Raw genomic sequence first — 20,509 nt, 5'->3', positions numbered from 1 at the left:
AGGACCCAAAAAACGCACCGTACTCCGGAATCCGCACTTGTCGAGTAGACAAGGGGTTTCGGGTCAGCCGAAGCGGCCGTTGACATAGTCGAACGTGCGCGGATCCAGGGGGTCGCCGAACATCGCGTCCGTATCGCCGTACTCCACGATGGCGCCGGGCCGGCCCGCGCCGGCGAGGAAGAAGGCGCACCGGTCGGAGACCCGCTGGGCTTGCTGCATGTTGTGCGTGACGATGACGATGGTGACCTCCGAGACCAGCTCGAGCATGGTCTCCTCGATCACCCGGGTCGAGGTCGGATCCAGGGCGGAGCAGGGCTCGTCCATGAGCAGCACACGCGGGCGCACCGCCAGCGAGCGGGCGATGCAGAGGCGCTGCTGCTGCCCTCCAGACAGACCTCCACCGGGCGAGCGCAGGCGGTCCTTGACCTCGTTCCAGAGGCCGGCGCGGGTCAGGCAGCTCTCGACCAGGGCGTCCTTCTCGTCGCGTGTGGCGCGCATCCCGGTCAGCTTCAAGCCGGCGACGACGTTGTTGTAGATGGACATCGCCGGGAACGGGTTCGGCTTCTGGAACACCATCCCGATGCTCTTGCGCGCATCGACCAGGCGGCGACCGCGGTCGTAGATGTCCTCGCCGTCGAGCAGCACCTCACCGGCGAGCGACGCCGACGGGATGAGTTCGTGCATCCGGTTGAGGATGCGCAGGAAGGTCGACTTGCCGCAGCCGGACGGGCCGATGAGGGCGGTGATCTCGCCGGCGTTCATCGACAGAGACACCCGGTCGAGCACGAGGTGGTCGCCGAACCAGGCCGAGATGCTGCGGGCGTCCAGCCCGGCGAGCGCGGGAGTCGGCGATGGCGGGGCGAGCGGGGCGGTGACGGACATCGGGACTTCTTTCGGGACGACGGGGCCGGGGGCCGGCGGGGCGGGACGGTCAGAGGAGGTTGGGCAGCAGCCGCGACACCTGATCGGCGGCGATGATGCCGGTGGCGAGCAGCACGGGCGCGAACACGATCCAGGTGCGCTGCGCGCCGAAGCGGTGCAGTGCTCGGGCGCCGAGCAGCAGCGCGGCCACCAGGGCCTGCAGCGCGAACACGAGCAGCCAGGCGGTGCTCGGGTCGCTCGCGAGCTCGCGGTCGGCGAGCGGGAGGGTCTTCGCGGTGGTCTGGCGGGCGCCGGCGTCCTTCGCCTTGGAGATCAGCTCGGCGTCGACGCGCACCACACCCGTCGGCACGTAGGGGAGCCCACGTGCGGTCTCCAGCGTCAGCCTCCCCTCGGTCGAGCGCACGGCGGGGAGATCGGGGTCGCCGGCGTAGCGCACGCCGATCACCCGGTAGACGCTCTTGCCCTGCCCGGTGATCGCGACGATCCGGGCACCGGGGGCCAGGCCCTGGATGCCGGAGAAGGGGCCCCCGTACGCCGCCGCGCGGCCGAGGATCACGCTCGTGCCCGCCTGGCCCGGCAGCACCGTGTCGCGGCGGTGGCCCGGGCCGTTCGCCGTGACGCCCGACGACGAGCCCTCGAGGACCACCTCGTTCAGGCCGATGGACGGGATCGCGAGAACCGCTACGGGCACACCGTCCGCCAGGAGCACGCCGTCGACGTCGCCCTCGCTGACCGGCGCCGTCGCGGCGGCGAGCTGTTCCCGGAAGCTGTTGCCGGCGACCTGCTGGCCGACCAGGTGGTGCACGTGGCTGAGCAGCAGGATGTTCGCCGCGAACGCGATCAGCACGATCGCGGCGAGGAGGGCGACGCCGCGCGCGGTCTTCTGGGCCGACGTGAGCACGATGGGCTCCCGCGGCGGTGCCGGAGGGCGGCGTGGAGGCTTCGGCGGCCGCGGGGGCTTCGGGGGCCGGGGCGGCCGGGTCTGGACGTCCTCGCTCACGCGCCGGCTCCCGCGGCCGCCAGACCGAGACCGAGCGAACCGCGCACGACCAGGACGATCGCCGCCGCGCCGGCCATCAGCACGACCGACACCGCGCCCACCCAGGGGAAGGCGAACACGAGCGTGTCCCGCAGCACGGGCTTCATCGCGTGCCCGTCGAGCTGCGACGGCGGGGTGATCGTCGCGTGCGCGGTGACGAAGGTCCACTGTCCGACCCCGTCGAGGCGTTGGGTCACCTGTGTGGTCCGACCCGGCTGGATCGTCGGCCCCGCGACCGTCCCGGAATCGGCGATGGTCGTGCCGAACGAGTTCGTCAGCGTGAACCGGACCTTCGGCGCGAAGGCCTCCGACGATCCGTTGTGCACGGCGATCGTGGCGATGATCGATCCGTGAGCCGGGTTCAGGTCGGGCACGAAGCGCGCGCTCAGGCCGCCCACGTTCAGCGGGCCGTTCGAGCCTCCCGTCGTCGCCGGGCCGGTCGGTGTCGGAGACGAACCGGCTCCCGCAACATCGGAGGGGGCGTCGGAGGGGACGCTCTGGCCGTCGCCGCTCGAGCCGCCGCCTCCGATGGCGCCGTCGTCGGCGCCGGGAGTCGAGGACGACCCGGGTATGTCGACCGAGATGCCGATCCCGCCGCCGTCGCCCTGATCCGCGGACGCGGGCGTCGCGACGGCGCCGAACCCGCCGACGGCGAGCAGGAGGCCGAGGCCGGCGACCAGCCAGAAGCCCGGAGCGCGCTTACGCACTGCCGCCCTCCGTGCCCGACGGCACGGCCTCGCGCTCGTCGTTCGCCTTCCGGCGGGCCTCCTCCTCGGTGTACGCGATCCACGCCGCCGCGCGCTTGCCGTCACTGCGGCGACGGAGGCGGAGATAGAGCAGCACGCCTCCCGCGACGACCAGCGCGGCAAGGAGCCACCACGGCATGGCGAAGGCGAGCGTGTCGCGGGAAACCAGGCGGAGCGGTCCGGGGTTGAGCGCGTCGGGCGAGACCGTCGGCTGCAGCTCGACGTACGGATTGAGGTAACCGACCTGACCGACGTGCGGAACGACCACGGTCAGCGATCGCGTGTTGCCGGGCAGCAGTTCCGGGAGATCCTGCCGTACCGACCCCGCCGGAATGCCGAAGAGCGCCTTCGCTCCGACCACCAGATGGCCGCCGAGGGCGACGTTGCCGCTGTTGCGCACGGTGAAGGTCACCGCAGTGCTGCCGTCGAACGGGTTCAGGGTCGGACGGTAGCCGGCCGAGACATCTGCGATCGTCAGCGCGGGCTGGAGGTCACCGGGGACGCGCACATAGAGCCGCGTCGCGACCCGGCGGTCGACGAGGATCTGGCCGTCGCCCTTCTGGCTGGAGACGACGATGCCGCCGGCGTGGTCGCCCGGTCGCGCGTCCGCTGGTACGACGAGCGTGAACGGGACGGTCTTCTGCTGCCCGGGCGGCAGCGTCAGCTTCTCGGAGGCCTGCGAGCTGTCGAACAGAACCCACGTGCCGACCCCGGTCGGCTTCTTCGCCGTGTCGAGGAGGGCGTACTGGCCGTCGTCGGTGTTGAACGCGTCGGTGGCGAACAGGGTGATCGTCTGCTCGGTCGTCCCGGTGTTGCGGACGACGTACTCGTCCTCGAGGTGCTGGCCGGGCTGCAGCTGGTAGCTGAGCCGGGTGCGGTCGTCGCCGGGCCCGGCGGAGATGGCGTCGGTGTCGTCCGCGAAGGCGGGAGCCGACCCGAGCAAGGTGGCGAGGACCGCCGCGGTGAGCGCGGCGAGGAGTCGGGAGCTCCTGGCGCGGAGGGGGTGTCGGATAAGCACGCTCCATTGATCCGAATCGGGATGGCCGGTCGATTGCGACGACATGAACTAGCTGCTAACCGGCCACGCGAAAAGAGGAGGGGCTGCGGTTTCCCGCAGCCCCTCCCCTGGTGGTGCCTACGGCTACTTCGAGACGAGCGTCAGCGTCATCGTCGAGTCGTAGGTGCCGGCGGGGGTGTTGGCCGGGGCGACGAGCGTCAGGTCTGCGCTGAGGTTCGTCGTACCGGTTCCGGCACCCGCTGCGGCCGACGCGAAGCCGCTGAACGCGGCCGCGTCACCGGCGACGTGCTCGGTCCCTGCGACCACGCCTCCGGGGTTGTTCACCAGCTTCGGCTTGACGCCGAGCTGCTTCGAGTCGATGGTCTTGCTCGAGTCCGCCGCGTTGACGAAGTCGGCGGTGGAGGCCGTGAGGTCCCAGCCCGGCTTGCTGACGACGCGCAGGTCCGAGACCTGGAACTGCGGCAGGGCGCCCGTGGACGTCGACAGCTGGTTCACCAGCGCCGCCGTGCCGAGGGTGGCCTTCGCACCGGAGGGGACGACCAGGCTGAGCGTGCCGTCCTGAGCGGCGACCGTGGTCGCCTCGATGCCGATCGAACCGGTGCCCACCGGCGGGTTGGTGGGGCCGCCCGGGTCGGAGGTCATCGGGTCGAAGGTGTACGCACCGGTGCCGGCCGTGACGTGCGCCGTGAAGTACCAGACGCCGCTGGCGGCCACAGTCGCGCCGACGTTCTTGGTGCAGGCGAAGCCGACGGAGTAGGTACCGCCCGACGACTTGATCTGGGCCATCGCGCCGCCCTGGGCGGCAGGCCGGGTGTTCGGTCCGACGACCGTGTTGCCGCCGTTGAGCGGCAGGTCGGTGGAGGCGAAGCCCTTCCACGAGGTGGGTGTGTGCTCCGTTCCCGGGTCGGTCCAGAACGTGCGGTAGCCGGTCGCGTCCGGCGAGCACTGGAACGCGCCGAACTGGTCGGTCGTGTCCGGCGCCAGGGAGATGTCGTTGCTCCAGGACAGGGTGGTGCCGTCGGCGACGAACGCCGCAGCGTCGTTGTCGACGAGCGACACCGGCCCGTCGGATCCGTTGGACTGGGCCGCGGCGAGCGCCGGGACCGCACCGGCCGCGATGGCCGCGATGGCGGCCGCCGAGGCGAGCACGGCGATGGTGGACTTCTTCATGGTCTTCTGACTTCCGTTTCGGGTCGGTGGATCAGGACGAGAGGTTGGCGCGGATGGGGGTGTTGGACGACGGAGCGAGGAAGCCGTACTTCGACTTGACGGCACCGGACGAGCCGGCGCTGGTGCCGAAGTTGGTGAGGCTCTTCGCCTTGGTCGGGTCGACGATGGCCGCGAGGCCCGCGTCGTAGTTGGCGCTCGACGAGTCGATGCGCGCGAACTCGACGACCACGTAGGTGTCGCGTCCCCACGTCGAGTCGTTGTAGTAGGTGGCGTTCGGAACCAGGGTGGTCGTGCCGGTGTAGGGCGCGGTGGAGCCGAGGGCGCTGCCGAGGGTCGCCGTGCCGGTGCGGTTCTGGGCGGCGCCGTTCTTCTGCGCGACCCAGCTGGCGACCGAGAACGGGATGATCTGGCCGGGCTGGGTGAGCACGGTGCCGTCGTTCTCGGCGAACGTGCTGTCGGTCACGCAGCCGGCGCCCTGGGTGAGGCCCAGAGCGGCGAGGAAGAACTTGCGGGTTCCCGAGCCGTTCTGAGGCAGCACCGGCTTGATCGCCACGCCGTTGAGGGTGGTGAGGGTGCAGTTGTAGATCTGGGTGAGCTGCGAGGTGGTCAACTGCTCCAGGCCCGCTCCGGTGCTCGGTGCGATGGCGTAGGAGACCGCGTCGCGGCCGAACGGGAGGTAGGCGAGCGGTCCGGACGCGTTCTGCGCGGTGCCGGGACCCGAGGAGGAGCGGGCGATGTCGACCTGGCCGGTGATCGAAGTCGGCGGGGTCGTGTTGCCGGCGACGCTGAAGTTGCCGCCGTCGATCGAGCGGCTGAGTGCCTTGACGCCGTCGCCCGAGCCGGCAGGACGCGCGAAGTAGGCGCGGCCCGACTTGGTCTGGATGGCGGGCGAGCCGAACGCGTCGAACGATCCGATGTTGCCGGAGTCGGAGACGACTCGGACGCTGGGTCCGGTGATGTTGGTTCCGTTGGCCAGCGCGTTGCTGACGTCCTGGAGGGTGTCCGAGCCGACGAGCGCGTAGCTGTTGGACACCGGGTCGGCGTTCGCGGGGGTCGCGAGCACCAGACCGGTGACGGCGGTGGCCACGACGGCACAGACGGCCGCTGCCTTCTTGATCTTCACTCTGGTGATTCCTTTCGGGTCGGGCGCGAGCCGGGCGGACCGCGCTGGTCCGGCCGTCACGGGAATCTCCGCAGACGGCCGAAGAGGGGGATGGCGGTCGCCGCGGCGATACCGCCGACGAGTCCGCCGGGCAGCACCGCGGGGATGCCGCCGGTGTCGGGGTCCTTGGCGGTCTTGCCCGCGCTGAGGCTGCCGGCAGGGTCTCCCGTCGCCGTCGGCGCCGTCGGGGAGGAGGCGTCAGCGGGCACGATGCCGGCGTCGGTTCCCGCGGACGAGTCCGAAGCGTAGGCGACGTCGCCGCCCGAGCCTCCCGCGTCGCCGTCGGTCGAGCCGCCGGGGACCTCCGCCGTCGCGCCGGTCTGGATCGCGGCGGCCGCCGAGAGCGCCTGCGCCTTCCACGCCGCCGGGATCGGCGCGTAGCCGGGAGGCAGCTGGCCGGCCTCCACGCCAGGCGCCTGTCCGGTGGTGGACGCGTAGCGGATGAAGGCCGCGTAGTCGGCGCGGGTGGCGGCGTCGCCCTGCGCGGGGTTGCCGGCCGCGTAGACCGGCATCGCGAGCGGGTAAGCGTCGGCCGCGGACTTCGCGCCCGCGCCCGCCGGATCGTACTCGACCACCTGCGGCTGCCCGGCGACCGGCGTCATGGCGGCGGCTGCGGCTGTGAGGGAGGCCTGCGTCGGTGTGACGAACTTCCCTGCCGCGTTCTGCAGGCTGGCCGTGATCACCTGGTACCTGGCGGCCGAGCTCGTGTCGGTGAGCGCCAGCACCTTCTGATAGCCGGGCAGGTTGCGCACACTCTTGCCGTACTTCGGCGGCGCGGAGGTCGGGTCCCAGAGCCCGAGCGTCTGCCCGTCGCCGCGCAGTGTGTAGTAGGCCGCTTGGTCGAGGTCGTTCGTATACGGCCTCCACGTGACGAGGTTCACCTCGCCGCCGGAGTTGCCGGCCGGCTGGGTGATCGGGTCGGCCTTCGGGAAGTCGTCGCGCGGCAGGTCGAGCGCCGAGCCGGACGGGTTCAGCTTCGCGGTGGTCGAGCTGTTCGGGTTGACCTTCATGCCCCACGGGTCGGTGGAGCCGGCGAGGAAGGCACGCGCGTCGGGGTCGGCGAGGACGTACTTCCACAGCTGCCAGGCCGCGTCGGAGCGGCCCTGCGGCACGAGGAGGTCGGCGATGGAGGGCGCGACGACCGCCTGGTACTTCCAGTCGGGGTTGTCGGCGTTGACCGCGAGGAAGTCGGGGTCGAAGAGCAGATTGCGCGGGTTGGCGCCGAGCTCGGCGTGATCGACGTAGGTCGGGATCGCGTCTTGGTAGGAGGCGGTGAGCAGCTTGGCGATGAGGCGCGGGGTCAGCTTCATGGAGTCGAACGAGAGACCGGTGCGGTCGAACTGTTCGGGCGGGGTGGAGCCGTCCGCGACCGGTGATCGATCGACCGCGAAGGCGACGGCGAGGCCCCCGATGGCGACGGGCGCGTATTCGAGCTGGTCGTCGTCTCCGGTCGACAAGGCTCGGGAGGTGAGGGCGAGCGGTGCCGCGTCGGTGCCGTTGGCGGCCTGCAGCGCATCCGACTCCGCGCTGTTGCTCATCGTGTAGATCGCGCCGCCTTGCGAGGTGCAGAGCACCGGTTGCCAGGAGGCGACGGCGCCGGCGACCAGCTCGCTGCCGCGCAGCTGACGTTCTGCCGCGCCGATGGAGCAGGTCACTCCGAGAGGCTTGAACGTCAGCTTGACCGCGAGGTTGTGCTTCCAGGCGTCCCAGCGCAGCCCCGACTGGGTGATGTGCTGCTCGCCGGAGTCTCCGGTGCCGCGCGGGATGATGACGAGCCAGCACGAGCGGGGCGCTGTGGTGGATCCCGAGGTGACGGGTATGCCGCAGCCGAGTCCGTCCGCCTGCAGCGCCGTCTGCACCTCGAACTTCACCGAGCCCTGGCCGTTGGTCCCGGACCCGGCCCATGGCACCTCGTTGGAGGAGTTGGGGTTGAAGAATTGGTTGACGTTGACGTTGTCGTCGGTCTGCTTGTGGTCCACGACGGACGCGATGATCGTGCCGTCGACCCCTCGGAACGGGACGGACGTGTACGGAGGGGAGAAGATTCCGGTGCGGGGGGCCGTGTAGTCCTCGTCCTGGGGTGCGATGGAGCCGTCGATCGCGGAGCCGTCGCGTCGCGCGCCCGGCGTGTTGAAGGCGCCGTACGTGCAGGTCGTCCGGTCGGGGTGCCCGGGGTTCTGCGGGTCCTCTCCCCAGCATTGGGCGATCTGGAGGAAGTTCTCGCCTCCCGTGTTGCCGCTGGGCGGCGTCGACTTCTTGCCGCCGGTCCAGCTGACCGTGATGCCCTGCGAGATGAGGTCTGAGGTCTGGGAGACGGTCACCGCGAGATCCGGGAAGGGCGCGTTCGCCGCGTCCGGGTCCTGCTGTGCCGCGGTCACCGTGACGGCGGTCGACTCGGCGGCGCTCGCGGGGCCTCCCTGCGACCCGGCTGCGGCGAATGCGGCAGTGGCCGCGATGCTCACCAGGGCGCCGAACGCGAGGGCGCGCGCGATCGTTCCGCGCCCCACCCGCCGACCGCTCGATTCCATGTCTCTCCAGGGGTTTTACTGCCGCCTCGTTGGTGGCCGGGCGTCAAGCTATGGGCGGAGTGTGACGTCGGGATGAACGAACCGGGAACGGGCCACCGCCAGCACCTTCTCCACCGGATTCCCCCTCCCGCACCTCGAACGACGAAGGGCACGTCGTCGTCGCTTTCGAGTGCGAAAAGCGACAACGACGTGCCCCTCGAGGGCTTGAGACTCAGTCTCCGGAGCCGTGGGAGCGGCGCAGGCGGCCGAAGAGCAGAGGCGGCAGGACGATCGCGAGCACGAGCAGGGCGCCGGCGATCAACATGACGGTCTGCTGGCCTCCCCAGCCGTCGTCGGCGAGCGCGAACGGCGTCGCCCGGGCGGCGTTCGCGCTCGTCAGCTGGGCGTCGCCGAGTGAGGTGTCGGTCCCCGATCCGGTTCCGGTGCCGGTGTCGGTCGCCCCGGTACCGGTCTGCGTCGCGGCGCCGCTGCCACCGGCCGCACCCGACGCCTTGCCGCCGGAGCCGGAGCCCGTCACCGCCGTCTCGGTGCCCTTGGCGCCCGCTGTGCCGGTGGTGCACTGGTTCGGCCCCTGCTTGTCGCACGCGGCCGGCTGCGGCGCTGTCAGCGCGAGCTGGTTGTTCGACGGGGAGTCGCCCGGTTTGAAGGTGGGATTGCGGCACGTGTTGACGTCGACGTTCGAGGCGTCGGCGCCGGGGATGCGCTTGATCTGCTCGAACCCGGCGAGCACGAGGTTCATCGGCAACGGCGAGTAGCCGAGGGTCGCGGCCTGCTGCTGGCCTTCGCAGAGCATGTAATGGCTGAACGCGCCGAGCGTCTTGCCCTTCGCCGTCGTGAAGATTCCGCCGGCCTGGGTCGGCACGATCATGTACGAGTAGCTCGACAGCGGATAGGTGCGCGGGTCGGCGTTGTTGTAGACCCCGTCGAGGATCTGAGTGAGGTAGTCGGGCGAGGAGGCGTTGTTGTTGATGGCCGCCTTCAGCAGGGCGACCGCGACGGAGGAGGCCGTCGGCTCGATGTAGTAGCCGGCCGAGTTGAGCACCTTGGCGACCGGGAAGCCCGACTTGAGCGCGTACGAGTACTCCACGTAGGTGATCGCGCCCTCACCGTAGGACTGGCTCACATAGCCTGCGACGCCGAGCGAGCCGCTCTGCAGCTTGAAGTTGCCGTACGACGGGAACTGCGAGGTCAGCCCGCAGGGCACCGGCCGGCCGACCTTGCCGCAGAAGGCGTTCCACAGGCTCGAGTACTGCTTCGACATCCACAGCGTGAACTGCGCCGTCGATCCGGAGCCGTCGGAGCGCACGACCGGGACGATCGGCTTGTCGGGCATCGCGAGGCCCGGGTTGTCCTTCTGGATCTGCGGGTCCTTCCAGTTGGTGATCACACCGGTGAAGATCTTGCTGATCGTGTCGCCGCTCAGCCGCAGGTTGGTGACGCGCTTGCCGCCGATCTTGAGGTTGTACATGAACGAGGTGCCGCCCGCCACGATCGGCATGTACGCGAAGCCGGTGGTGGGGGCCTCCGGCGCCGAGCCGTCCTCGGGTTTCGACTGGAACGGGATCTCGCTGACGGCGAAGTCGACGGTGCGCGCGATGAAGTCGCGGCGGCCGGCGGAGGAGCCGGTCCCGGAGTAGTTGACGGTCATGCCGTAGTTGGAGGCCACGTTGCGCCGCCACTGGTCGAGCGCGTTCTGCGACCAGGTCGAGCCGGTACCGCTGATCGGCGTCCAGCCCGCGGCCTGCGCGGTCTCAGCCGCCTGCGGCGCGAGCGGGGCGGCGAGCGCCAGCACGGCGGCGGCCGCGGCGAGCGCCACGCGGAGGAGGCGGGTGCGGGTGCGGGAGGTGCGGGTGCTCACGAGTGGTCCTCGGGGGTCGGGGGATCGATTGGGGTCGGAGAAGCAGGGGTCGCAGAGACAGGCGCCGCCAGTGCCGCGATCCGTTCGGCGTCCCGCCTGCTGGCGGCCGCGGCACGGCGCCGCCCGCGATCGGAGAGCTGCCCGGCCGCTCTGCCGCCGATCAGCCGCGCGACGAAGAACAGGGCGAGCACGAGCAGGATGAGGACCGCCGCGGCGCCGAAGCCGCGCGCGATCATGTTCGGCTCCGGGCTCTTGACGAAGTCGAAGACCTGCAGCGGAAGCGAGATCATCGGGCCGTTGAACGGGTCGACGTTCATCTCCGCGGTGATGCCCGAGGTCAGCAGCACCGGGGAGGTCTCGCCGATGCCACGCGCCGTGCCGAGGATGACGGCCGTCACCAGACCAGACCTGGCCGTCGGCAGGACGACATGCCAGACCGTCCGCCAGCGCGTCGTGCCGAGCGCGTAGGAGGCCTCGCGCAGGTTCTGCGCCACGAGCCGCAGGACGACGTCCGACGCCCGGATGATGATCGGCAGCATCATCACGCTGATCGCGAGCGACGCCGCGAACCCCGAACGCTGGTGCGTGACGAAGACGATGATCGCCGAGTACACGAACAGGCCCGCGACGATCGACGGGAGGGCGGTCATCGCGTCCGCGATCGTCCGCACGAAGCGCGCGAAACGGCCTCCCACCTCGTTGAGGAACACCGCGGTCGCGATGCCGAGCGGGATCGTGATCGCCAGGGCGATGCCGATCTGGATGAGCGTGCCGACGATCGCGTGCAGGATGCCGCCGTCGCTCAGCGGGTCGAGGGGGCCGGCGAACTTCATCGTCTGGGTGAAGAAGTTCAGGTGCTGCACGGCCGACCAGCCGCGGGCGAGGGCGAACAGCACGACGAAGACGAGCGCGGCCAGGAGCAGCACACCGGCGCTCACGAACAGCACGGTCATCACGCGGTCGGCGACGTCCTCCCGCGTCGAACGCAGCGAAACGAGAAGCGCGTACAGGCCGATGAAGATCAGGTAGGCGACGATCGCCCAGCCGACCTGCCCGGTCAGCGGCGTGAACCAGCCGAACAGGAGGAGCGCCAGCGCCGCGGCCGAGAGCAGCGCTCCCCACAGGTTGAAGCGGTCCTCCGCGGAGGTGCGGCGCAGGTCGCGGCGCGGGCCGGTCTCGCCGCGATCCTCCGGCGGCAGCTCCGTGCCTCCGGAGGCCGCCGGAGCGTCCGCGGCGACCGCCGACGCCGGCTCCGCGGGCCTGGCGACGATCGTGATGTCTTCGAGTTCGGTCAGTGTCATGGCGGGCCTAGCTGGTCTGCGCCCCGGAGCGCGACCGCGCCACGATGGAGGACGCCGTGAAGTTGACGACGAGGGTCATGAGGAAGAGCACGAGGCCGGCGGCCATCAGCGCCGACAGGCCGAACGTGCTCGCCTCCCCGTACCGGGTGGCGATCAGCGCCGACACCGAGTTGGAGCCGGTCTTGAGGATCTCGAGGTTGATGTCGAAGGTCGGCGAGATGATCAGGTAGACCGCGATGGTCTCGCCGAGCGCACGGCCGAGCCCGAGCATCGTGCCGCCGATGATGCCGCCCCGGCCGAACGGAAGGACGACGGAGCGGATCATCCCCCAGCGCGTCGAGCCGAGTGCGTACGCGCCCTCCCGCTCTCCGGCCGGGGCCTGCGAGAACGCCTCCCGCATGACCGAGGTCTGGGTCGGCACCACCATCAGCGCCACGACCAGGCCCGCGATGAAGGCGGAGGAGGTGAAGGCGCTGGCCTCTGTGAGCTGGCGCCCCTTGTCGTCGGTCACCGCGAAGATCGGGATCCAGCCGAAGTGCGACGAGATCCACCGGGACACCGGGACGATGTTCTCCTGCAGGAAGAACAGGCCGAAGAGCCCGTAGACGACGCTCGGGACGGCGGCCATCAGGTCGACGAGGCTGATCAGCAGCGTCTTCAGCTTCGGCGGCGCGATCTCCGAGATGAGCAGCGAGGTGCCGAGCGCGAGCGGGATGGCGACGGCCATCGCGATCAGGGCGATGGTGACCGTGCCCGCGAGCACAGCGGCAATCCCGAACTTGTGGGTCTCGGGCGACCATTGGGTCTCGGTGAGGAAGGAGAAGCCGGTCACCTTCAGGGCGTCCCCCGCGCGGATGGCGAGGAACAGGCCGACGGCGAGCATGATCCCGACCGTCACCGAGCCCGCCGAGTAGCTGACCCAGCGGAACACGGAGTCGGAGCGGGAGGGCCGCGCGAGCAGGGAGCGCTTGCGCTGGCGTCCGCCTTCGGCGTCGGCGTCGGCGGGCAGCGCCGTGCGCGCGGCCGACGTGTCGGGGAGTGTTCTGGTCATTCGGGTCACCTCGGGTCACGGGCGCGGCGGCAGGGCCGCACACGCCTGGCAAAAAGCGTGGACACACCGGGTGAACTCCCGGCGACGGGGATGTGAAGGGGCTGCATCCGGACGGGCCCCGTGCGGGGGACGGCGGGGGAGGGCGCGTGCGCGGGCTGCGCTCACCGCGGTTGCACTCATGGCGACCGGGGCGGCGCCGGCGTACCCGTCGGACCAGTCGGGGTGGGAGTCGGCGTGGAGGGCGCCGTGCTGAGCACGACGGTGACGGTCGCGCCGAGCGCGAGGCGGGCGCCCGCTCCCGGCTCGGTGCCGAGCACGGTGCGGTCGGGCACGGTCGCGTCGGCCGCCGTGCGCTCGGCGACGGTGAACCCTGCCGCGGAGAGCGCCGCGCCGGCGGCGACACCCGCGCGCCCGGCGACATCCGGGACGGTCGTGAACCCCGAGGCCACGACGATGACCACCGCTGTGCCCGCGGAGGTCGCTGCACCCGCCGCCGGGCTCGACGAGAGCACAGTCCCCGCGGCCGCCGTCGAGTCCTGCTCCTGGACCGCTCCTGCGTTCAGGCCGGCGGCCGCGAGCCGGGCCAGGGCGTCGGCGCGGCTCGCGCCCGCGAGCTCCGGAACGGTGACGGACTCGGGCGGCGCCGGTGCGTGCGTCGCAGCGGTGGGGCGTGTGGAGGCGACGGGAGCCGCGGTCGGCGCTGTCGCCTCCGATGCGGTCGGCGCCGCGAGCGGGGGCGGAGCGGTCGTCGCGCTGGAGGCGATGAGCCAGATGGTCGCGACGACCGCTGTCGTCACGGCGAGCACGCCGGCGGCGAGGCGGCCGGGACGCGCGCGGCTGGGGCGGGGTGCGGGGATGCGAGCGGGTGTCGCCGGCGCCACGGGAGGTCGCTGCGTGCCCGCCACGCCCGCGACAGCGACGCCCCGGCGCCGCACCGGCAGCACCTCTGTGTGTCCGCCGACCGGCAGGACGCGCGTCCGCTCGGAGACGACTCCCGGCTCGGCGAGTGCGGCCCGGACGGCCCGCGCCATCGCGGCAGCGGACGGGTAGCGCGCAGACGGATCCTTCAGCAGCCCGCGCACCACGAGATCGTCGGTCGCGCGCGAGAGCCGCGAGTCGTGCACCGACGGGACGCTGGGCGGAGCGCTCACGTGCGCCGCCATCGTCTGCTCGACGCTGGTGCGCGCGAAGGGCGGCCGTGCGGTGAGCGCGAAGTGCAGCACGCCCGCCACCTGGTAGACGTCGCCGCGTTCGTCCACCGGTTCGCCGAGCGCCTGCTCGGGCGAGAGATAGTTGACGTTGCCGACCACGCCGCCGCTCGAGCGGGAGGAGCGCAGGACGTCGTCGCCGGTCGCCGGTCGGTCGGGTTCGTCGGCGAGCCCGAAGTCGAGGAGGGCGACCTCGCCTTCCGGCCCGATCATCACGTTGCCCGGTGCGATGTCCCGATGGACGATCCCCGCCGCATGGACGGCGACGAGCACGTCGAGGAGAGCCGCCGCGAACGCCAAGGCCTCGCGTTCGGGCAGGGCACCGGTGCGCTCGACGCGGTCGGCGAGGGTCTCGCCCGCGGCCAGGGTGGAGGCGATCCACGCGCGCTCCTCCGCCGCGTCGCCCTCTCCTGCGGCCTCTTCCGCCGCGTCCTCCCCCGTGGCGACGACCGCGGGAACTCCGGGATGCGCGACCTTCCGCATCGCGTGCGCCTCGGCGTAGAAGGACGCGCGCTGCGCCTCCGTGCCGGCCAGCTGCGGGTGCAGCACCTTGACGGCGACCTGACCGCTGCCGGGACGCGCCGGGTCGGCCTGCCGGTCGCGCGCACGGAACACGGTCGCCGTCGCGCCGGAGCCGAGCAGCGCCTCCAGCTCGAAGCGGCCGCCCAGCGCGGGCACGTCGCCGTCCGCGGTCACCGCGTCTCCGCCGCGATCGCGTAGGCTGCGGCCGCCACGGCGTCCACGTAGGAGTCGACGTGGTTGTAGCCGTAGATCGCCGCGCGCCAGCGGTCGACCCGGGACAGGTCGCCGTACGAGCACAGCATCCTCCCCGCAGCGAGCGCCGCGTCGTCGAGCTGTTGCGGATCGGCGGCACCGTCCCCGTTCCCGTCCGCGCCCCAGGTGCGCCAGGTCGAGGGAAGGAACTGGAAGGGCCCGACGGCCCGGTCGGCAGACGGGTCGCCGTCGAGCGCCCCGTCGTCGGTGTCCGCCACCGCGTCGTAGATGTCGCCGTCGAGCTCGGGACCGTAGATCGGGGGCACCACGCGACCGTCGGAGCCCACCGTCGATCCCTTCGTGGTGCCGTGGTGCGACTCCACCGCGGCCAGGCCGGCCAGCGTTGTCCAGCCGAGTCGGCAGCCGGGTCGCTCCCCGGCCAGGGCGATCGCCGCTCCGGAGTACGCTCGGACCGCCCGCGCCGCGATGCCGGAGCGGCGGGCGACATCGGCGGCCCAGCCCGGGTCGACGCGATCGGCGATCGACGATGCCGGGACCGCTGTCGCCTGCCCCGGCACCTGCGACTCGCCGGGCGCCGCCCCGACGCTCGCCCCCTCGACGCTCGCCCCAGGATCGAATGCCGTCGGCGCGATGCTCCACCCCTCGGGTGGCGGCGCAGCGCTCAGCGCCGTCACAGCCACCACCGCGATGAGCGCGGCGGCGCCGACGGCGACCCCGACCGACCGCATCACGACGGAGACCGCATCACCACACGACGTCGTCCGACGCCACACCCGCACGCCGCGGCGGCTCCAGTCTGCGCGGCCCATCCTCGACGACAGCCAGTGCCAGAGCGTCGAGCGCAGCGAGCGCCGCCGTCGCACCCGACGCTGCTGCGCCGTACCAGCGCCCGCAGGTGATCACCGGGAGGCCCTTGCGCGTGACGTACCAGCCGCTCATGCCGGCGTGTTCGCCGTTCACCGCCACGACACCCAGTTCGTCCACGGACGCCCGGAGCGCGGTGACATGCGCGCGGGCGCTCGCGAACGAGGTGTACGCACGCGCACTGCGGCCGAGTTCACGGTTGTTGGAGGCCAGCACCCGCCACACCCCGCACGGCGCGGACTCGGTCACCGCGCGTGCCACCGGCTGCGCGCGACGCACCGTCTCGAGCGGGCGCGACGGACCGCCGGGTGCGACCGTCACTGCGGCGACGGTCGCCGAGCGTCGCGCGCCGGCCTCCACCGCCTGGAGGAACCGGGCCCACGCCAGGAACATGGGGTCGGAGCTGGAACGGAACATCGAGAACACGATGCGCGGCGTCGCGGACATGGGCAGCCTTCGGGAGGGGACGGCGCTGGCGCTCTGGCGTGCGTCTCGGGGTCGACCGTCGAGAACAAGGTGGAAGTCGCGGATGACGGAGGGGCGACCGGAAGATGAAGGAGAGGTGTACGTCGGACCCCCAATCTGTGGGCATTCTCATCAGTCCGCCGCGCGTTTCGCAGGGCTCTCCAAGCGGTCCACCCCCGTTCGGGGTTGTCGCCGTGACGGTCTGGTGAACAGCGGGTGAAGCCCCGTTCAGCAACGCACAGGTGGCTCCTAGGCTCGCTCCTGTCCACGACCAGGAGGCCTCCCGCCGATGTCAACGCGCGCCCGACTCACGGCGCTCTTCGGCGTACTGGCCGCTGTGGTCGCCGTCGTGATCGTGCTCGCGCTGGCGACGCGGCCTGCACAGGTGAGCGCGGCGCCGTCGGACGAGATCGCGGTGACCGCCGGGATGGACGACTGCGGCGACGGCTGGGGCTCGGGAGGCAAGGCCTCGGGAGGCACCGCCGCCTTCGATGTCGGCAACACGACGGTCGGGGGCATCGAGGTCTACCTCCAGGCCGTCGACACGCAGAAGGTCTATCTCGACCTGGAGAGCATCGGAGCCGGTGCGCACGCCCATGCGCGCGTCACGCTCGGCTCCGGGCGCTACCGGTTCATCTGCCTGCCGGCCGACGCCGATCCGGTCCGCGGGCCTACGGTCGCGGTGGGCCCGGCGCCCAAGGGGTCGGCGCTGACCCCCGGGATCGTGCCGGTGACGCGCACGGACCTCATCCCCGCCGCCCAGGCGTACGGCGCCTGGGTCGCCTCGCGCCTCCCTGCCCTGCGCCAGCAGGCCGCCGCGGTCGCGGCCGACGCCGAGGAGGGCGACTTAGCGGCGGCCCGCCGCGACTGGCTCAGCGCCCACACCACATATGAGACGCTCGGCGCCGCCTACGACGCCTTCGGCGACATCGGCGACGCGATCGACGGGCTCCCCGCCCACGGGCTGACGGGCTTCCACGCCGTGGAGGCTCCGCTCTTCACCGGAGGCGCGGCCTCCGCCGCCGTCGCTCCGGCGCAACAGCTCGTCGCCGACATCGACCAGCTGATCGCGACGTTCCCCTCCGCGCAGATCGACCCTGGCGACATGGGGCTCCGCGCGCACGAGATCGTGGAGGACGCCCTCCGCGACGTGCTCGCCGGCTCGGCAGACGCGGGATCGGGGACCGAGCTCGCCACGATCGACGCCAACCTGACCGGCGCGACTCAGGCGCTGGCGCCGCTGCACGGCATCCTCGCCTCCCGCTACCCCGACCTGGAGGCGACCCAGCAGTCGATCGCCACGACCCAGAAGCTCGTGGAGGGCTTCCGCGCAGCGGACGGAACCTGGACGCGCCTCTCCGCCCTGACCACCGCCCAGCGAGAGAGCGTCGACGCCGCGCTGAGCGAGACCGCCGAGCTGCTCGCTCCTGTGGCGGCCATCTGCGACCCGAGGAGGGACCCGTGACGGGCATCGGACGACGGGACTTCCTGCACGCGGGCGCCGGCGTGGCGGCCGGTGTCGCCGCGGCCGGCGGCGTGACGGCCGGGCTGGGAACCGCGCACGGGGCGACCGCAGCCGCAGTGCGCGCCGGCGCCGACGCCCTCGCGTTCCACGGCGAGCACCAGCAGGGCATCCTCACCCCGGCGCAGCGGTCGGCCGCGTTCGTCGCGCTCGACGTGACCGCGGCCTCCCGGGCCGAGCTCGCCGACCTGCTGCGCACGATCACCGAGCGCGCGCGGTTCCTGACCACGGGAGGCACGCCTCCCGACCCCGGACTGACCGCACCTCCGCGCGACTCGGGCGTGCTCGGCCCTACCGTGGTCCCCGACGGGCTGACCGTGACGCTCTCGGTCGGCGCCTCTCTGTTCGACGGACGCTACGGCCTGGCCTCCGCCAAGCCCGCGAAGCTGCGCACGATGGACGAGTTCCCCGACGACTCCCTGCGCCGCGAGGTCTGCGACGGCGACCTCCTCCTCCAGGTCTGCGCCGACGATCGTGACGCGGTCGCCCACGCCGTCCGCGAGATCGCCCGCGCCACCCGCGGCGGGATGGGCGTGCGCTGGCGGCAGGACGGGTTCGTCTCGCCGCCGCGGCCCAGCGGCACTCCACGCAACCTCATGGGCTTCAAAGACGGCACGAGCAACCCCGACACGGGCGACGCCGCCCTGATGAAGCAGCTCGTGTGGACGCGCGGCGGCTCCGGCGAACCCGCCTGGGCCGCGGGAGGCAGCTACCACGTCGTCCGCGTCATCCGGATGCTCGTCGAGTTCTGGGACCGCGTGAATCTGCACGAGCAGGAGAACATGATCGGCCGCCGCCGCGACACCGGCGCTCCCCTCACGGCCTCCGCCGAACACGACGACCCGCACTTCGAGAACGACCCCACCGGCGACGTCATCCAGCTCGACGCGCACATCCGGCTCGCCAACCCGCGCACGAAGGCGTCGGCCGACCAGCGGCTGCTGCGCCGCGCCTACAACTACGACGGCGGCGTCGACTCCAACGGGACCCTCGACATGGGCCTCGTCTTCGTCGCCTTCAACCAGGACCTCGACCGCCAGTTCGTCGCGGTGCAGAAGCGCCTGGCCGGCGAACCGCTGACCGACTACATCCAGCCGTTCGGCGGCGGCTACTACTTCGCGCTCCCCGGAGCGCGCGACTCCTCCGACTGGCTCGGGCGCAGCATGCTCGCGTGAGCCGGAGGTCCCGTAACACCCATCGAACATCGAAAAGAAGGAAGCAGGATGTCCAGACTCTCTCGTCTGCGTAGCCACCCGGTCGCCTCGGCCGGCCTGGCGCTGCTCGGCGCGGCGACCCTCACGGCGGCCGGCGTGCTCGCGGTCGCTCCCGCGTCGGCATTCCCCGGCCACGGGGGCCCCGACCACTCCCACCAGACCCAGACCCCGATCAAGCACCTCGTCGTCATCTTCGACGAGAACATCTCCTTCGACCACTACTTCGGCACCTACCCGAACGCGGCGAACACCGACGGTACGGCGTTCCACGCCGCCCCGAACACCCCGAAGGCGAATACCCTCGTCACCAGCGGGACCATCACGAACAACCCCAACCTGTACAAGCCGTCGCGGCTGACTCCGGCGCAGGCCCTCACCTGCGACCAGAACCACAGCTACGCGGCCGAGCAGGCGGCGGTCGACGGCGGCAAGATGGACATGTTCGTCCAGAAGACCTCCACCGACACCTGCACCGGCGCTTTCGGCCAGCCGGGCCTCGTCATGGACTACTACGACGGCAACACCGTCACCGGGCTCTGGAATTACGCCCAGAACTACTCCATGAGCGACAACATGTGGGACACCGGGTTCGGCCCGTCGACCCCCGGCGCGCTCAACCTGATCTCGGGCCAGACCCACGGCGGCACCGCGTACGACTCCAAGACCGGGGCCGTGCTGCCGACCTCCACCGCCGTGCAGTCGCCGAACGCCGCCGGCGTCGGCACCGTCATCGGCGACCCCGACCCGGTCTACGACGACTGCTCCGACAGCGACCACACCGCCACCTCCGCACTCGTCGGCATGGCCGGCAAGAACGTGGGTGACCTGCTCAACGCGCGCGGCGTCAGCTGGGGCTGGTTCCAGGGCGGCTTCACGCCGACCACCGCGTGGAACGGCCAGGCCGGCAGCTACGCCAAGTGCGACGCGACCACCGCGAACGTGGGAGGCGCGACGCCGAAGGACTACTCGCCCCACCACAACCCGTTCTCGTACTACAAGTCCACGTCGAACCCGCACCACCTGCCGCCGACGTCGACCAAGGCCATCGGGCACACCGACCAGGCCAACCACCAGTACGACCTGACCTCGTTCGACAAGGCGGTGTCGGCGAACAACCTGCCGGCCGTCTCGTTCCTCAAGGCTCCGGAGGCGCAGGACGGGCACGCCGCCTACTCCGACCCGCTGGACGAGCAGAAGTTCATCGTCAACGAGATCAACGCCCTCCAGAAGTCGAAGGAGTGGTCGAGCACCGCGGTCGTCGTCACGTATGACGACTCCGACGGCTGGTACGACCACGTCGCGCCGACCGTGACCAACGGCTCGCACGACGCCGCCGTCGACTCCACGGTCTGCACCAGCGTCTCGAAGGTCGCCGGCGGCTACGCCGACCGCTGCGGCCCGAGCCAGCGCCTGCCGTTCCTCGTCGTCTCGCCGTGGGCCGCTCAGAACAAGGTGGACCACACCGCGATCGAGCAGACCAGCCCGCTGAAGTTCATCGAGGACAACTGGAGCACCGGCCGGATCGGCGACGCCTCCTTCGACAGCCGCGCCGGTTCGCTGAACGGGCTGTTCGACTGGCGTCACCCGCAGCAGCGCGAGGTGCTGCTGAGCCCGACCACCGGAGCCGTCACACAGGTCATCCCGACCCGCGGCCACTGGGGCGACGACCAGGGCGACGACGACCAGCAGTAACTCCACTCGCGAGGGGCACGTTGTCGTCGCTTTTCCGCTCGGAAAGTGACAACG

16 protein-coding genes are annotated in these 20,509 nt (G+C 71.6%); 3 read left to right on the top strand and 13 right to left on the bottom strand.

The window, feature by feature from the left end:
- Nucleotides 1–63 precede the first annotated feature (63 nt).
- The 13 genes from AC0HS0_RS08145 to AC0HS0_RS08085 form a co-directional block, all read right to left on the bottom strand.
- Entirely contained in the window at nucleotides 64–882 is an 819-nt protein-coding gene (locus tag AC0HS0_RS08145) for a phosphate ABC transporter ATP-binding protein (protein WP_472963018.1), read from the bottom strand.
- A 49-nt stretch (nucleotides 883–931) separates the two neighbouring features.
- The gene (locus tag AC0HS0_RS08140; protein WP_472963016.1) at nucleotides 932–1,783 is read right to left on the bottom strand and encodes a sortase; all 852 of its coding nucleotides are present in this window, start codon (nucleotides 1,781–1,783) and stop codon (nucleotides 932–934) included.
- A 95-nt stretch (nucleotides 1,784–1,878) separates the two neighbouring features.
- Nucleotides 1,879–2,628, bottom strand: a complete 750-nt coding sequence (locus AC0HS0_RS08135; RefSeq protein ID WP_472963015.1) for a hypothetical protein — start codon at nucleotides 2,626–2,628, stop codon at nucleotides 1,879–1,881.
- Nucleotides 2,621–3,685 carry a WxL protein peptidoglycan domain-containing protein gene (locus tag AC0HS0_RS08130; RefSeq protein WP_472963014.1) on the bottom strand — a complete coding sequence of 355 codons (1,065 nt, stop codon included), beginning with the start codon at nucleotides 3,683–3,685 and terminating at the stop codon, nucleotides 2,621–2,623. Before AC0HS0_RS08130 ends, AC0HS0_RS08135 begins: the two co-directional genes overlap by 8 nt.
- A gap of 123 nt (nucleotides 3,686–3,808) precedes the next feature.
- A complete protein-coding gene (locus tag AC0HS0_RS08125) occupies nucleotides 3,809–4,855 on the bottom strand; it encodes a hypothetical protein (RefSeq protein WP_472963013.1) in 1,047 nt (348 codons plus the stop codon).
- Between the two features lie 31 nt (nucleotides 4,856–4,886).
- A complete protein-coding gene (locus AC0HS0_RS08120) occupies nucleotides 4,887–5,978 on the bottom strand; it encodes a hypothetical protein (protein WP_472963012.1) in 1,092 nt (363 codons plus the stop codon).
- Between the two features lie 56 nt (nucleotides 5,979–6,034).
- A complete protein-coding gene (locus AC0HS0_RS08115; protein ID WP_472963011.1) occupies nucleotides 6,035–8,545 on the bottom strand; it encodes a hypothetical protein in 2,511 nt (836 codons plus the stop codon).
- A gap of 211 nt (nucleotides 8,546–8,756) precedes the next feature.
- The gene (pstS, locus tag AC0HS0_RS08110; protein WP_472963010.1) at nucleotides 8,757–10,403 is read right to left on the bottom strand and encodes a phosphate ABC transporter substrate-binding protein PstS; all 1,647 of its coding nucleotides are present in this window, start codon (nucleotides 10,401–10,403) and stop codon (nucleotides 8,757–8,759) included.
- Nucleotides 10,400–11,704 carry a phosphate ABC transporter permease PstA gene (gene pstA / locus AC0HS0_RS08105; protein WP_472963009.1) on the bottom strand — a complete coding sequence of 435 codons (1,305 nt, stop codon included), beginning with the start codon at nucleotides 11,702–11,704 and terminating at the stop codon, nucleotides 10,400–10,402. The genes pstS and pstA overlap by 4 nt, the downstream gene beginning before the upstream one ends.
- 7 nt (nucleotides 11,705–11,711) lie before the next feature.
- On the bottom strand, nucleotides 11,712–12,755 hold the full coding sequence (pstC, locus tag AC0HS0_RS08100) for a phosphate ABC transporter permease subunit PstC (protein ID WP_472963008.1): 1,044 nt from the start codon (nucleotides 12,753–12,755) through the stop codon (nucleotides 11,712–11,714).
- Nucleotides 12,756–12,931: 176 nt separating this feature from the next.
- Nucleotides 12,932–14,659, bottom strand: a complete 1,728-nt coding sequence (locus AC0HS0_RS08095) for a protein kinase domain-containing protein (protein ID WP_472963007.1) — start codon at nucleotides 14,657–14,659, stop codon at nucleotides 12,932–12,934.
- Nucleotides 14,656–15,426, bottom strand: coding sequence for a lytic transglycosylase domain-containing protein (locus AC0HS0_RS08090; protein WP_472963546.1), 771 nt, complete (start codon nucleotides 15,424–15,426; stop codon nucleotides 14,656–14,658). The genes AC0HS0_RS08095 and AC0HS0_RS08090 overlap by 4 nt, the downstream gene beginning before the upstream one ends.
- 16 nt (nucleotides 15,427–15,442) lie before the next feature.
- Nucleotides 15,443–16,009 (bottom strand): hypothetical protein, encoded by a 567-nt coding sequence (locus AC0HS0_RS08085; protein WP_472963006.1) that lies wholly within the window; start codon nucleotides 16,007–16,009, stop codon nucleotides 15,443–15,445.
- 307 nt (nucleotides 16,010–16,316) lie between these two features.
- Here AC0HS0_RS08085 and AC0HS0_RS08080 point away from each other — a divergent pair, with 307 nt between their 5' ends.
- The 3 genes from AC0HS0_RS08080 to AC0HS0_RS08070 are packed head-to-tail and all read left to right on the top strand — an operon-like array spanning nucleotide 16,317 to nucleotide 20,455.
- The gene (locus AC0HS0_RS08080; RefSeq protein WP_472963005.1) at nucleotides 16,317–17,492 is read left to right on the top strand and encodes an imelysin family protein; all 1,176 of its coding nucleotides are present in this window, start codon (nucleotides 16,317–16,319) and stop codon (nucleotides 17,490–17,492) included.
- Entirely contained in the window at nucleotides 17,489–18,724 is a 1,236-nt protein-coding gene (efeB, locus tag AC0HS0_RS08075; protein ID WP_472963004.1) for an iron uptake transporter deferrochelatase/peroxidase subunit, read from the top strand. The genes AC0HS0_RS08080 and efeB overlap by 4 nt, the downstream gene beginning before the upstream one ends.
- 48 nt (nucleotides 18,725–18,772) lie before the next feature.
- The gene (locus AC0HS0_RS08070) at nucleotides 18,773–20,455 is read left to right on the top strand and encodes a phospholipase C (protein ID WP_472963002.1); all 1,683 of its coding nucleotides are present in this window, start codon (nucleotides 18,773–18,775) and stop codon (nucleotides 20,453–20,455) included.
- Nucleotides 20,456–20,509 lie beyond the last annotated feature (54 nt).

This window comes from Leifsonia sp. PARNA 1/14 (assembly GCF_055720965.1).
This window is presented reverse-complemented; position numbering and strand designations above follow the sequence as displayed.

Bases quoted from the DNA above. Each gene is read 5' to 3' on its own strand.
- AC0HS0_RS08145 (WP_472963018.1), bottom strand. From the start codon at position 882: ATGTCCGTCACCGCCCCGCTCGCCCCGCCATCGCCGACTCCCGCGCTC.
- AC0HS0_RS08125 (WP_472963013.1), bottom strand. From the start codon at position 4,855: ATGAAGAAGTCCACCATCGCCGTGCTCGCCTCGGCGGCCGCCATCGCG.
- AC0HS0_RS08115 (WP_472963011.1), bottom strand. From the start codon at position 8,545: ATGGAATCGAGCGGTCGGCGGGTGGGGCGCGGAACGATCGCGCGCGCC.
- pstA (WP_472963009.1), bottom strand. From the start codon at position 11,704: ATGACACTGACCGAACTCGAAGACATCACGATCGTCGCCAGGCCCGCG.
- pstC (WP_472963008.1), bottom strand. From the start codon at position 12,755: ATGACCAGAACACTCCCCGACACGTCGGCCGCGCGCACGGCGCTGCCC.
- AC0HS0_RS08090 (WP_472963546.1), bottom strand. From the start codon at position 15,426: ATGCGGTCGGTCGGGGTCGCCGTCGGCGCCGCCGCGCTCATCGCGGTG.
- AC0HS0_RS08085 (WP_472963006.1), bottom strand. From the start codon at position 16,009: ATGTCCGCGACGCCGCGCATCGTGTTCTCGATGTTCCGTTCCAGCTCC.
- AC0HS0_RS08080 (WP_472963005.1), top strand. From the start codon at position 16,317: ATGTCAACGCGCGCCCGACTCACGGCGCTCTTCGGCGTACTGGCCGCT.
- AC0HS0_RS08070 (WP_472963002.1), top strand. From the start codon at position 18,773: ATGTCCAGACTCTCTCGTCTGCGTAGCCACCCGGTCGCCTCGGCCGGC.